Below are 13,284 nucleotides of genomic sequence, written 5' to 3'. Positions count from 1 at the left end.
GGAATAACGAGCCAAGTAGCCGTCAAAATCGTTAATAAATCAGGCAAAGGAGTGGATGCCGAGGGCACCATTTTGGATGCGCAAGGCGCTGTGCTGGCCCAGTTCAAAACGCTGAAATTCGGCTTGGGAAAGTTTGCTTTTACGCCAACGCAAGAAGGCTCCGGATACACAGCCATACTGAGGTTTTCGAACAGGGAGAGCGTTACCCGAAAACTACCCTCAGTGCAGGCGCAGGGGTACGTGCTGCGTTTGGAGGAGAAAGGTCAGGGCCAGCTCAGAATAACGGTGGCTTCAAACCTAGCAGAAAGGTCAGGGGAAGAGCTGTTTTTGATAGGGCACGCAGGGCAGAAAATATCTGTTTCGGAAGCTACACGTCTTGCTAATGGGCGGGGAGAATTTGTGTTAAACAAGCTGGGCTTGGCGGATGGTATCACGCATTTTACCCTGTTCAATAGTCGCAAACAACCGCTTAGTGAGCGCTTATATTTTCAGCGCCCCAAACAGCAATTGGTAATTGCGGCCGCATTAGATAAGCCGCAGTACGGTACGCGGGAAAAAGTGACATTACAGCTGTCTGCTGCCACTTCTGGGGGCAAATTTTGCCCGCTGATATGTCACTTGCTGTGTATCGACTAGACTCTTTGTCGGTGGATTCGGGGCCTGATATCAACAGCGTTTTGTGGCTGACATCCGATTTAAAAGGAACTGTTGAAAACCCAAATTATTACCTCACCAGCACGGGCGCCGAAGCGACCGAAGCGGCAGATAATTTGATGCTGACACACGGCTGGAGCCGCTTCCAGTGGACCGATATATTCTCGAATACACCACCAAAACTGGACTACTTACCGGAGCTAAGCGGGCATTTGATTGAGGGGCGAGTAGTACACCGATTTACTGGCAAACCAGGGCCGAAAATAGGCGCTTACCTAACTAGTCCCAGCCGACTTGCCCGACTATACACTGCTACGAGCGACGAGAGCGGCCGCGTCCGGTTTGAAACGCAGAATTTGAACGGCCCCAAGGAGTTGATGGTGCAAACCAACACCCAGACTGATAGCATGTATCGGGTGGAAATCCTGAATCCATTTTCGTTACAATACTGTGCTTCTATTGCGGCGCCGGTGGTTTTATCAGAGGCTTTGCGTAGTGCTCTGACTAAGCGCAGCCTGCATATACAGGTGCAGAACGCCTACTCGCGCAAGCAGCTTTCTACCTATAAAATACCCGCGGTTGATAGCGTTTCGTTTTATGGGAAGCCTAACGAAACCTATAAACTGGACGATTATACCCGGTTCAAAGTACTAGAGGAAGTCATGCGGGAGTACGTGCCGGGCGTGCTGGTCAGGCGCCGAAATGACGGCTTTCATTTCATGGTGGTAGACAATGTGAATGGAGGGGTTTTTAGCAAAAACCCGATGGTGCTATTGGATGGGTTTCCGGTGTTTGACATCAATAAACTCATGGCCATCGATCCGCTTACTATTCAAAAGCTAGAGGTGTTCACCAGTCGGTATATTCAGGGCGCCATGACGTACGAAGGTCTCGTAAGCTTTACTACGTACAAGGGCGATTTGGGCGGCTTCCAGCCCAACCCTGCTGTGCTCATGCAGGAATATGAAGGGCCGCAATGGCAGCGCGAGTTTTACTCGCCACGCTACGAAACCGCCGCAGAAAAGCAAAGCCGACTACCAGACGCGCGCAATCTGCTGTACTGGAATCCGAACGTGACGACCACCGCTGACGGAAATAAGACCGTCGAATTTTACACTTCTGATCAGCAAGGAAAGTATATGGTGGTAATGCAAGGAATGGCACCGAATGGCCTGGCTGGTAGTCGCCGATTTGTATTTGAGATAAAACAGCCGCTATAAATAAAAGCTATATTTTAGATTCTGTCCATAAATAAAAGCCCCCAGAAGTGTTTCTGGGGGGCTTTTTTTAGGCTTTTAATTGAATGCTGCTAGTTGGTAGCAGCCGAGTATGGCACGCCCATATTCTGGAACATGAAAGCCCATTTATCGGTCTGCTCGCTGATAACCTGCGCGGTAGAGCGGCCGGCACCGTGACCAGCTTTGGTCTCGATGCGGATGAGCACGGGCGCCGGGCCTTTCTGCATTTCCTGTAGGCGTGTGCCAAACTTGAAGGAGTGCGCGGGCACTACCCGGTCGTCGTGGTCGGCGGTGGTGACCATGGTGGCGGGGTAAGCGGCGGGCTTCAGGGCGTGGTAAGGCGAGTACTTGTAGAGGTACTCAAACATCTCCTGGGAATCCTGGGCAGTGCCGTAGTCGTAGGCCCAGCCAGCGCCGGCCGTGAACTGGTTGTAGCGCAGCATGTCCATTACGCCCACCGCGGGGAAGGCAACTTTGCACAGATCGGGGCGCTGCGTCATGACGGCACCCACGAGCAAGCCGCCATTCGAGCCACCCGAAATAGCGAGGTAGTCTTTGGAGGTGTAGTTGTTCTTGGTTAGGTATTCGGCGGCGGCAATAAAGTCGTCGAATACGTTCTGCTTTTTGAGCTTGGTGCCGGCCTGATGCCAGGTTTCGCCGTACTCGCCGCCGCCGCGCAGGTTGGGCACAGCGTAGATGCCGCCGTTCTCCAGCAGCACAATATTAGAAGTGCTGAAACCGGGCGTAATATTCACGCCAAAGCCGCCATAAGCGTAAAGCAGCGTGGGATTTTTGCCGTTCAGCACCAGACCCTTTTTGTGCGTGATGAGCATGGGTACTTTGGTGCCATCTTTGGAGGTGTAAAACACCTGCTTCGACTCGTACTTCGACGGGTCAAACTGCACTCCTGATTTCTTGAAAACGGTGGATTTGCCGGAGGCAATATCGTACCTGAAAATGGTGGGCGGGTAGATGTAGGAATTGAACGTGTAGTACGTTACCTTTTCTTCTTTCTTAGCATCGAAACCGTCGGCTGAACCTACAGAGGGCAGTGCGATAGAACGCTCTTTTTTGCCGTTCATATCGTACTGTTCAATCAGCGAAGTGGCGTCTTTCAGATAGTTAGCGAAGATTTTTCCGCCGCCGGTCGAAACGCTGAGCACGTTTTTGCTCTCCGGAATCAGGTCTTTCCAGTTGGCGGGTTTTGGGTTGGCCGCATCTACGGTTACCACCTTGAAATTGGGCGCGTTCAGGTTGGTGTGGATGTATAATTTGCCCCCCACGTTGTCCAGTACATTGTGCTCGTTTTTCTCGTCGCTCACCATCTGTACAATCGCGCTGTTAGGCTTGCTCAGATCCTGCACATATAGCTCGTTGCCGGTGGTGGTGTTAGCCGCCGTAATCACAAGGAAACGTTCGTCCTCGGTGAGACTTGCATTGATGTAGCGACGCGGTGTTTTGTCGCCGCCAAATACGAGTTTATCCGATGCTTGAGGCGTGCCGAGCTTGTGGTAAAACAGCTTGTGATACTGCGTGAGGCCGGCCAGCTGGCTGCCCGCCTTGGGCTTATCGTAGCTGCTGTAGTAAAAGCCGTCGTTGCCTTTCCAGGCCAGGCCCGAAAACTTCACGTCTTTCAGCGTGTCCCCAACAATCGATTTATCAGCCGTTTTCAGCACGATAACCTTGCGCCAGTCGGAACCGCCTTCCGAGATTTGGTAAGCGGCCAGGCTACCATCTTTTGAGAAGTTAATGCCCGCCAGCGAGGTAGTGCCGTCCTTGGAAAACTTGTTTGGATCGAGGAATACTTCGGGCGTGCCTCCCTCGCCAAGCTGGCGGTAGAGCACAAACTGACTTTGCAGACCCGTGTTTTTGGCGAAATACATGTACTTCCCTTCCTTGAAGGGAGCGTTGTATTTCTCGTAATTCCACAGCGTTTCGAGGCGCTTGCGAATGGCGTCGCGGTAGGGAATTTGGGCAAGATAATTCTGGGTTACTTTATTCTGCTCTTCCACCCACGCCTTGGTGTCAGCGGCCTGATCATTTTCCAGCCAGCGGTAGGGGTCAGCTACTTTGGTGTTGAAGTAGGTAGTAACGGTGTCTACTTTTTTGGTTTGCGGGTAAGGCAGCGTTTTCAGAGTGCCTTGCGCGTACGCCTGACTACCGAGCAGCAAGGCAGCCAATGAAGGAAGAATTAGTTTCATTATGTGGAGGCTTGGTGAGCAATAACTTCCGGTAAAATACTGGATGTAAAGCAGTTTTTGCCTCCTAGAAGTTTCATTCTTAGCTACAACCAGCAAAATACATGCGTAGCTGAACCTCTACACAGTTGAGATAAGCTTACTCATTTTCCCAGTTCAAGAGCTAGGTATTGCATCTGAAAACGAAGTAGGCAACTACCGCTACCAGAGCCAGTGAGCCGAAGCGAATAAGGAGGAAAACCCAGGCGGGCAGCTCCGGTCCTTTGGAGTTTTTTAGCATAGTAGAATCAAAACCGATTAATCAGCCAGTAGTTTCTGGTCTTTGAGCCAGTCAAAAATCAGCTGGTCGACGGCCGATACGTGGGGGCGGTCTTGGTACGTAAGCCAGACCACTTCCTCAATCTCGGCGGCGGGCTGAATATGGCCGCGGTAGTGAGCGCCGTAGCAGGTCATGCGCACCACTACATTCGGCGCGTGGCCGTGCGCGGGCGCTTCAAACGTGCCCTGGTACGCCAGGCTTTCCGGCAGCAGCTCCACGGTCAGCTCCTCCCTAATTTCGCGCAGCAAGGTTTGCTCATCGGTTTCGCCGGCTTCGCGCTTACCGCCCGGAATATAGTAGCGGTCTTTGCCGCGGCTGCGTGTGCTCAGCAGCTTGCCTTCATGCAGGTGCAGCCAGGCTATTTTGTCAATCAGGAGTGGGCTGGGGGGCATTTTGCGATTATCCGGGTACGGCACTTTCCCGAGGCATGGTTTGAAGCAGCCAGTTGTAGAGCTTGTCCACATCGGGCTTGCGGAATAGCTCGGTGCCGGGGTTCATGGTGGCGGCCGTGCCGCAGGCCACGCCCAGTCGGATAACTTCGCGCAGCGGCTGCCCAGCAGCCAGCGCGTACACCATACCCGCCACCATGCTGTCGCCGGCGCCCACGGTGCTGCGCTTGCGCACGGCCGGTGCCGGTACAAAGTCGGCGAGGTCCGGGGAAATGAGTACTGCTCCCTGTGGCCCCATCGAAACGGCCACCAGCTCGCACTTGCCATCCCCGATCAGCTCGCGAGCGGCTTCGGCCACGCAGGCGCTGTCCAACTCGGCGGCTCCCACCAGTCGGCACAGCTCCCCGATGTTGGGCTTTATCAGATAAAGGCCCCCGGCTTTAACCACCTGCTGAAGCGCCGGGCCCGAGCTATCCAGCACTACTTTCACGCTGAGCTGGTTGGCCGCCCGCACCAGGTTGATCAGAAAATCGGGCTCGACGCCGGGGGCAAACTGCCGCTGATAACCAGAAACTCGGGCAGGGGCGAGATGGTGCGCAGGGCATCGAGAACACGCGACTGCTCAGCTGCCGTCAGCTCGGGGCCAGGCATGCCAAAGCGGTACTGCTGGCTGGACGAAGAATCGACCACGATAAAATTCTCGCGGGTCCAGCTTTCCGTTGCGATGGAGTGCTGCTCAATGCCCTCCTCCGTGAGCAGAAATTCCAGCAAACTGCCCGTGGGGCCGCTCGACGGGAAAACGGCCAGCGAATTGCCCCCCAGCCGCCTCAGGGCTCTGGATACGTTGATGCCGCCACCGCCGGGCTCAAACTTGGGCGCCGCGCACCGCAGCTTATGGTCGGGTACAATCTTGTCGACGGAAGTGCTTTTGTCTACCGTGGGGTTCAGGGTGAGCGTAACTATTTTCATAGGAAATGAATCAGGGCCAATTACTTACTCGAAAATGCTTCGGCCAGCAGCCACTATCCGTTTACTGAGCTTTGGGCTCCGGGTTGCGCTGCGCCTGTTTGTGAAGTATCGTAAACGCGGCCGGAAGTACGGTGCCAGGCCATGAATTACTTCTGCTTGCTCTTTTCGCCCTTGGTGGGGGCAATTGCGGGTTCATTTCCTGTAAGGTGTGAAGCAGCGTTTTGGCTACCACGTAGGCTTTGTACCAATTCTGGTCGGAGGGCACGATAATCCAGGGGCACGATATGGGGCTGCAATGGCGAAAAACGTCTTCGTACACGGCGCGGTACTCAGGCCACTGCTTGGCTTTCTCCTCGTCGCCGGCCTCGTATTTCCACTGCTTGGCCGGGTCCTTCACGCGTTCAAGCAGCCGTTCTCGCTGTTCCCTTTCCGATACGTGCAGGTAGAACTTAAGTATGGTTGTACCGGACTGCTGAAGCATTTGCTCAAAGGCGTTAATAGCCTCAAAGCGTTGTTTGGCTTCCTTGTCATCCACCGAGCCCAGCACGCGGGTGATGAGCACATCTTCGTAGTGCGAGCGGTTGAACACCTGAATCATGCCGTCGCGCGGGGCGTGCAGGTGCACGCGCCACAAAAAATCGTGGGCCAGCTCGTCGGCGGTGGGCGCTTTAAAGGAGTGCACATTCACGCCCTGCGGATTGATGCCGCTAAATACCCGCCGAATCAGGCCGTCTTTGCCGCTGGCATCCATGCCCTGCAATATCACCAGCACGCTCCGGCGGTTTTCGGCGTACAGCCGGTACTGGAGCGCATCCAGATCCTGCTGCATGCGCTCGAGCTCCCGCTCGGCGTCTTCTTTAGAAATGTCCCCGGTGCCTGGGAGGAAGCCTTGCGCAGGTTGTAAGCAGCAGTTTTCATCGGATGGAGGTGGTGCAATTGCTTGTGTGAGTATGCGCTGCTAGCCCAGGAGCTAAGCTGAACCTTAACAACTCTGGCTTTTTGCTGCACGTAGGCTGAGACAGGTCGCTAGGGTAGTGGCGAAGTAAGCGTAAAAAAGCCCCCGGATGAAAAACCTTTTTGTTGGGCTGCTAACGTGGTCGCTGTGGCTGGTCAGTCCGGCTGCCTGGGCCTGCCGCGTTTGCCGGCCCCGCGTGCAGGCCACCATTCACACCCCCGAATACACTGGTAATCTACTGCTATTGCTTTTGCCAATCGGAGTGCTGCTGGTGGGCGGCGTTGGGCTATACTTTGCCGCCGATATCAAACGCTATTTTTTGTCTCCACCTACGCATGGCTGAACACTTACACCGAACTCCACTCATTGCGGCCGGCGTACTGATGGGCGCTGGCCTGGGGGCTTTGTAGATGGCATTGTGCTGCACCAGATCTTGCAGTGGCACAACATGCTCTCTGCTAAATATCCGCCCGACACGCTGTTTACTGCCAAAGCCAATATGTACTGGGATGGGATATTTCACGCCGCCGTGTGGGTGATGACGGCCGTGGGGCTGCGCATGCTGTGGGCCGCCGGCCGCCGCCCCGATGTGCCGTGGTCCGGGCGCACCTTTGGGGGCGCATTGGTGATGGGCTGGGGCTTGTTTAATGTGATTGAAGGCATAATCGACCACCAGCTCCTGGGCCTGCATCACGTGCGCGAGTACGTCGACGACAAGCTCCCCTGGGACGTAGGTTTTCTGGCCTTTGGCGCCTTGCAGATACTGGTTGGCTGGCTGTTAATTAAGGCGGGCCGGGCAGATACAGCTGTGCGTGGAGAGCTTTAGCCTGATGTAATTCCAATCACACTCGCCCGTCTACCACTCGCCCGTCATGCAGAGGCGGAGCCGAAGCATCTCGCTCACGCATTTAGATTACTAATCCCACTAAACACGCGAGATGCTTCGGCTCCGCCTCTGCATGACAGTCGAATTATAAGTTGGGCTGGTAATAAACAGTAAAAATTACTTCATAAAACCACTACGCTTATGCCTGCTTGGCACATTGGCTGTTCGGGGTATCACTACCGTCATTGGCGGGGCGTTTTTTACCCGGAAAAGCTGCCTATAAAGCGTTGGTTTGATTACTACAGCCAGCACTTCCGGACCCTGGAGCTTAACGTGACGTTCTACCGCTTTCCGCAGCTTTCTTTTCTGGACAATTGGTACCAAAGCAGCCCCGCTGACTTTCGCTTCGCCGTAAAAGCCCCCCGGCTGATTACCCATTACAAGCAGTTCAACGATGTGGCGCAGCTCCTGGCCGATTTCTACGGCACGGCGCAGGAAGGCTTGCGCGAAAAGCTGGGGCCGATTCTGTTCCAGCTCCCGCCCCGCCTTGCCTACTCGGATGAGCGCCTGCACCGCATACTAGCAAGCCTGCACCCGGAGTTAATGAATGTGCTGGAGTTCCGGCATCCGAGTTGGTGGATAGGGGAGGTGTACCAAGCCCTGGCCCGCCGCGGCGTCAGCTTCTGCGGACAAAGTCACCCGCAGCTACCCGACGAAGTGGTGGCCAATACGCCGGTGCTTTACTACCGCCTGCATGGGGTGCCGGCGCTCTACCACTCGCCCTATGGCCCCGAGGCTTTGCAGCGGATAGCCACCGAAGCAGCGGCCGCTACCCATGTGCAGGAGGCGTATCTGTACTTCAATAACGACATCGGCGGCTCGGCCATTGCCGATGCTACATGGCTGCAGGCGTACGTGGGCGTAGGGCGCTGAGGGCGCTGAGGGCGAAGCCAACTTTTACACCTGCCGGGAAATAGAAGCCGCGGTGCCCATAATCGGAGGAGCCGGAGCGGTACTGACTGCCCTCGATGTCCGAGTTGGAGTTGCTGTGTCGCCATCCCATCCCAACATAAATATCCAGAAAAACGGGGCCGGGGGCAATGGGGCCTGGTAACCTAGCTGCACGGAGGCCCCGTAGCGGACAATTTTTTCGGTGAAGCGCACGGGACCATACTCGTAGTAGGGCAGGTCGCCGGGGCCTTGTATTTCGCGCCAGCTGTTCCGATGAAATGCCATCTGGAAATACTGAAGATGGGGCCCGTAGCTTACGTAAAAGCCTGCTGGAAAAGATGCTTTGGAAGGCATTTCATACAGGCGGTGCTGCACCTGCACGCCAAAGCCGCGCACCGACTCATCTTCGTTCAGCGGGTTGACTTTCCGTAATCCGTCGGGGTGACCAGCGGGGCCGCTATACAGCTGCGGCGTGAGCGTGAAGCTCTGCTGCGGATGGCTGGCTCGTTGGTGCTCTATTTCCAGCCAATAGCCGCTCATTACCGCGTGCTGGGGGGCAAATTTGAGGGATAAAGAGTTGAGTGAAGGCAGGTTTTGCCCCCAGCCTGTAGGCTAAACGCCAGCAAGGCTACTGCCAGCCAAAAGCCCTCCAGCGCGGCGCTGGGGGCAAATTTGTGGTAGGGCAGCCATTACTTTTTCGTAATCGGTAGGAAGCTCAGCTGCTGCAACTGGGCGCCGGCGTAGCTGTACTGATACAAGCCATTGGCGCCGATAGCCAGCAGGGTGCCGTTATTGGGAATCACGTCGGTAACGGCCACTTTATAGTGTTGCTTCTGGGTAAGCGAAGGCGACTGGCTGGTGTCAAAAGTTTTCAAGCCATCGGAGTCGCACACGAAGAGTTGATCCTTGTCTACTCCCAGGCCTTGGGGGCCGGTCATGGGGTAGGTGCGCATCAGCTTTGGGTTGCTCAGGGTGGTAAGATCAATTACCTGAAGCTCATTCACGCCGTTGCGGCAGGAATTTGGCCCGCTACGAAGCGTGAGGTAGGCAAAGCGGTCGTCGACTACCACGGGGTCGCAGCTGAGAACGTGTTGGAAGTATGACACTTGGCGAGGCGACTTAGGCGTGGCTACGTCATAAATGTACATGCCGCGCTGTGTGCCCAGAAACAGGTAGTGGTCGTAAGGAAAGATGGTTTCGACGCCAAACATCAGGGGCAGCTTAGGGCCGGCTACAGGCGTGGTGGGCGAAGCAAGATCGAAGAGGCGCAGGCTGCTTTCGTCCACGGTATACAGCGTCTCATCCAGCACCGCGAACCGGGCCAGTGAGCCGGCTTTACCCGTACCGCTCATGCCTCGATCTGCGGAGAAGAAAGCAGGTGAGTTGGCAAGCGTCATTCCGCGCCAATTCCACGCTGGATTGTTTGCCATAATGGTCTCCTTTTCCTGCCAGCCTACTATCACCGTATTATCCGGCCGCTTGCTGGCGTAGCACTCCGGGTGCAACATCCCATTGGGCACCGGCAGCTCACGGAAGGCATCGCGCACCCGGCTGACTACGGTCACCGCCTTCGGATTGCTGATATCAATGGTCACTAAGTCGGGGCCGTTATCGGCGTAAAGCAGATTGTCTTTGATGGCAATGTCTACGTTGCCGGGGATGCGCAGAAAGCTAACGATGCGCGGATTTTTTGGGTCCTGGTTGTCAATTACGTGCACCCCTTCGTAGCGCTCATTCACAAACACATAACGACCACGCAAGTAAATTTTGCCGGTGTTGTGCATGGCCTGTGGTGCCTCTGCCGCCACCGACTGCTCCAGCACAGAGCGCGTCATCAATAAAGGGCAATACGCCGTCACAACGTTGCTGCCGCCGGGAAGCGTACCAATCCAGTTGGCATCAATACGCCCACCCGGCTGCGGGGTTTCTTCTGATTCGTCGGAGCAGGCGCCCATGCCCAGTAGCAACGCGCAGCTGAGCAGGTAAGTGTAAAATCTAGCCATTGCAATAGGTAGCTTGATGTGAAAGGATGAAGTATAGAAATGAAGCTTGGAAGCAAGGTTGCAGCTTTAGTAAGTGGAGACAGGAGCGGCGAAAAAGGTTGCAATGACTTTTTGCGAAAAAAGAACATCATCCTAAGTTTTTAGGCGGTCATGCAGAGCGGAGCGAAGCATCTCGCTCGCGGTAGTAGGATTACTAATCAGACGTCAGCACGCGAGATGCTTCGCTGCGCTCTGCATGACCGCCTTTTTTATCATGACTCTTTTTATGCGAATCAGCTCCCAACTCAGCACAAAAAAGAACCGCGCCATTGGCGCGGTTCTTTGGGTGTAAAAGCTGTACTGCTTCGTGCTTAGTTCGCCGGTGGAGCCGGGGCTTCTTTTACGTACTTATTCAGCCACGAATCCATTTCCCAGAGCATGTGCATGATGGACTCGCGGGCCGCGTAGCCGTGCGACTCGAAAGGCAAAACCACGTAGCGGGCGGTAGCACCGTGGCCTTTCAGGGCGTTATAAAAACGCTCGCTCTGGATGGGAAAAGTTCCGGAGTTGTTGTCGGCCTCGCCGTGAATGAGCAGGATAGGCGTCTTGATTTTGTTGGCCGCCGTGAAGGGCGACATCTTATCGTACACCTGCGGGGCCTCCCAGTACGTGCGCTCCTCGGCCTGGAAACCGAAAGGCGTAAGCGTACGATTATAAGCGCCGCTACGAGCAATGCCCGCTTTAAATAAATTGCTGTGAGCCAGTAGATTAGCTGTCATAAAAGCCCCGTAGGAGTGGCCCATTACGCCCACGCGCTTAGCATCAACCACGCCCAGGCGCTGGCCTTCCTCAATAGCCGCTTTGGCGCCGGCTACCAACTGCTCGATGTAGGTGTCGTTGGGTTCGGCATCGCCTTCGCCCACAATCGGAATGGAGGTGTTTTGCAGTACGGCGTAGCCCTGCGTCACCCAGAAGATGGGCGAGCCCCACGTCAGGCGGGTAAAGGTGTAAGGTGAGCCTTTTACCTGCCCGGCGGTACTTTTGTCCTTGTACTCAGCGGGATATGCTTCGAGCAACGTAGGCAGCGGACCGTCGGTTTTTTTGTAGTTGGGGGGCAAATACAGATTGGCCGTGAGCGGCAAGCCATCGGCGCGCTTGTACTGGAGCACTTGCTTTTTCAGGGTGCCCAGAGCGGGGTAGGGGTTCGGGAAATTGGTGAGAGCGGTCAGCTTATTTTTCTTCTTCGCATCGCGCAAAAAGTAGTTCGGGGCCTGCTCCACCGACTCGCGGCGCGTGACCAGCAAACGCTTATTTACGTCGAGAATATCAACCGGCACCTCATAGTAAGGTGCCTCCGAACGCCACCAACGCTCCGTTTTGCGGGTTTTCAGGTTCAATTGATCAACAAAAGGACGGTTGCCTTCGGGCGAGGCGCCTTCGCCAAGCAGATAGATGGTCTGATTGTCGGAGCCACCGAGGGCCAGCACGTAGCGGCCAGCGGCGTTGTGCTTCTGATAAGGCGTGCCGGGGTCTTTGTAGGTGTCCTGGGAAGAGCGTTCAAAGAGGACCGTGGGGGGCATTTTCGTGCGCGGATTGATAACCCAGGTCATTACTTTACGGTCGGCCCAACGGTAGCCATTCACAAGGGCCGTCGAGTTGTCACCCCACGTAATGCCCCGGAAACGCAAGTGTAAATCCACCAGATCCATGGGGGTAGTGAAGGGCGCGGCCATAGTCACCACCTTGTCGCGCACGGCGGCTACTTTCTTGGGGTCGCCGCCGTCTTGGGCCTCTACCCAATAAATAGTGGCAGGAGCGTCGTCGCGCCAGTCGTGGTTGCGCGGGCCAGTGGGCACGGCGTCAAAGCTGGTGGGCACGTTGTCGGCCAGCGGCAAGTCAGCGATGGACTTCACCAGATTGCCAGACAAATCCAGCACATCCACCTTCACTGGGAAGCTACCCACGGTGAGCTGGTAGGAATAAGGCCGGTGGCGGGTTTCCACTAGAATGTATTTGCCATCGGGCGAAGGCGAGGCCCCCTGAATTACGCCCGGCTGACCCAGCGGCTGGGTTTTGCCATCCAGACTCACTTTCAGGAGCTGGGTGGTGGCGTAGTAGTCGAAAATCTTCTCGTCGGAAGGGTTTTTTAGCAAATCCTGGTAAGTGCGGGCGGCGGCAGTGCGGCCCACGTTTTCCTGTACAATGGGCCCCGTAGGCGCGGCCGTAGCATCCGGCACCTGGCCCCGATTGGCGGGTACGGTACGGGCAATCAGTGTCTGGTTGTCGGGCAGCCAGCGGTAGGCTGTGCCGAACACGCTGTTTAGGCGCACGCCCGGAATTTGGCGGGCCGTGGCGGTGGCTACGTCCAGCACCCACAGCTGAATTTGCCCCCCAGCGGCGGCCGTGGCCTCGGTGGTAAGGGCAAAGGCAATCTTGCTGTCATCCGGCGACCAGCTTACCTCGCTGATCTTGGCCGGAGTAGGCAAGCCTTTCACCGGAATTTCGGCCCCGCCCGAGAGGCGCTTGAGCTTCAGGGCCGTGGAGTAGCTTACGCGGCTGGGGCCGTTGGTGCGCGGATTCAGGCGCAGGCCGGCAATGCGCAGTTCGGGCTGGGATAGGTCGGCGATGCTGGGCAAATCCTGCACATCCATCAGCAGCATCCACTTGCCATCGGCAGCAATACTCACGCGGGGCGTAATGGGAGCATCCACCAGGTCGGCAATGGCCTTGGGGGGCGTTTGATACGTTAAATCCTGCGCCTGCACCGACAAGTGGCTTAGGAACACGACTCCGAGAAAGAAGA

General features: G+C 55.9%; 11 protein-coding genes and 1 pseudogene. 5 read left to right on the top strand and 7 right to left on the bottom strand.

The genetic code is table 11. The features are described 5' to 3' along the window. Window positions 1–51: 51 nt before the first annotated feature. Both H9L05_RS03695 and H9L05_RS03690 read left to right on the top strand, forming a co-directional pair. Window positions 52–636, top strand: a complete 585-nt coding sequence (locus tag H9L05_RS03695) for a hypothetical protein (RefSeq protein ID WP_187733075.1) — start codon at window positions 52–54, stop codon at window positions 634–636. Continuing rightward, complete coding sequence (locus H9L05_RS03690) at window positions 612–1,874, top strand: hypothetical protein (RefSeq protein ID WP_187733074.1); 1,263 nt, start codon at window positions 612–614, stop codon at window positions 1,872–1,874. Before H9L05_RS03695 ends, H9L05_RS03690 begins: the two co-directional genes overlap by 25 nt. Before the next feature lie 89 nt (window positions 1,875–1,963). On the opposite strand, the gene H9L05_RS03685 is transcribed toward H9L05_RS03690, so the two are convergent. The 4 genes and pseudogenes from H9L05_RS03685 to H9L05_RS03670 form a co-directional block, all read right to left on the bottom strand. Then, window positions 1,964–4,093: a prolyl oligopeptidase family serine peptidase gene (locus H9L05_RS03685; RefSeq protein WP_187733073.1), complete on the bottom strand. Its 2,130-nt coding sequence runs from the start codon at window positions 4,091–4,093 to the stop codon at window positions 1,964–1,966. A 294-nt stretch (window positions 4,094–4,387) separates the two neighbouring features. Next, window positions 4,388–4,825 carry an NUDIX hydrolase gene (locus tag H9L05_RS03680; protein ID WP_223284713.1) on the bottom strand — a complete coding sequence of 146 codons (438 nt, stop codon included), beginning with the start codon at window positions 4,823–4,825 and terminating at the stop codon, window positions 4,388–4,390. Continuing rightward, window positions 4,809–5,767, bottom strand: a pseudogene (locus tag H9L05_RS26705) (1-phosphofructokinase family hexose kinase). The gene H9L05_RS03680 and the pseudogene H9L05_RS26705 overlap by 17 nt, the downstream one beginning before the upstream one ends. Before the next feature lie 61 nt (window positions 5,768–5,828). Continuing rightward, window positions 5,829–6,632 (bottom strand): PPK2 family polyphosphate kinase, encoded by an 804-nt coding sequence (locus H9L05_RS03670; RefSeq protein WP_223284897.1) that lies wholly within the window; start codon window positions 6,630–6,632, stop codon window positions 5,829–5,831. Window positions 6,633–6,831: 199 nt separating this feature from the next. Between H9L05_RS03670 and H9L05_RS03665 the strand changes: the two genes are divergently transcribed. The 3 genes from H9L05_RS03665 to H9L05_RS03655 all read left to right on the top strand — a co-directional run bounded on the left by H9L05_RS03665 (window position 6,832) and on the right by H9L05_RS03655 (window position 8,481). Beyond that, window positions 6,832–7,065 (top strand): hypothetical protein, encoded by a 234-nt coding sequence (locus H9L05_RS03665; RefSeq protein ID WP_187733071.1) that lies wholly within the window; start codon window positions 6,832–6,834, stop codon window positions 7,063–7,065. A gap of 75 nt (window positions 7,066–7,140) precedes the next feature. Continuing rightward, window positions 7,141–7,548, top strand: a complete 408-nt coding sequence (locus H9L05_RS03660) for a DUF2243 domain-containing protein (RefSeq protein WP_262892621.1) — start codon at window positions 7,141–7,143, stop codon at window positions 7,546–7,548. A 201-nt stretch (window positions 7,549–7,749) separates the two neighbouring features. Continuing rightward, on the top strand, window positions 7,750–8,481 hold the full coding sequence (locus H9L05_RS03655; protein ID WP_187733070.1) for a DUF72 domain-containing protein: 732 nt from the start codon (window positions 7,750–7,752) through the stop codon (window positions 8,479–8,481). Window positions 8,482–8,505: 24 nt separating this feature from the next. Here the strand turns inward: H9L05_RS03655 and H9L05_RS03650 are convergent, their stop codons facing one another. From H9L05_RS03650 to H9L05_RS03640, 3 genes are all read right to left on the bottom strand, one after another. Then, window positions 8,506–9,039, bottom strand: coding sequence for a hypothetical protein (locus tag H9L05_RS03650; protein ID WP_187733069.1), 534 nt, complete (start codon window positions 9,037–9,039; stop codon window positions 8,506–8,508). Window positions 9,040–9,188: 149 nt separating this feature from the next. After that, on the bottom strand, window positions 9,189–10,502 hold the full coding sequence (locus tag H9L05_RS03645) for an LVIVD repeat-containing protein (protein ID WP_187733068.1): 1,314 nt from the start codon (window positions 10,500–10,502) through the stop codon (window positions 9,189–9,191). A gap of 350 nt (window positions 10,503–10,852) precedes the next feature. Then, a complete protein-coding gene (locus H9L05_RS03640; protein WP_223284712.1) occupies window positions 10,853–13,267 on the bottom strand; it encodes an alpha/beta hydrolase family protein in 2,415 nt (804 codons plus the stop codon). Window positions 13,268–13,284 lie beyond the last annotated feature (17 nt).

The sequence above is a fragment of the Hymenobacter qilianensis genome (assembly GCF_014489555.1).
Lineage (GTDB): Bacteria > Bacteroidota > Bacteroidia > Cytophagales > Hymenobacteraceae > Hymenobacter > Hymenobacter qilianensis.
Note: the sequence above shows the minus strand (reverse complement) of the source record. Positions and strands in the feature narration are given on the sequence as shown.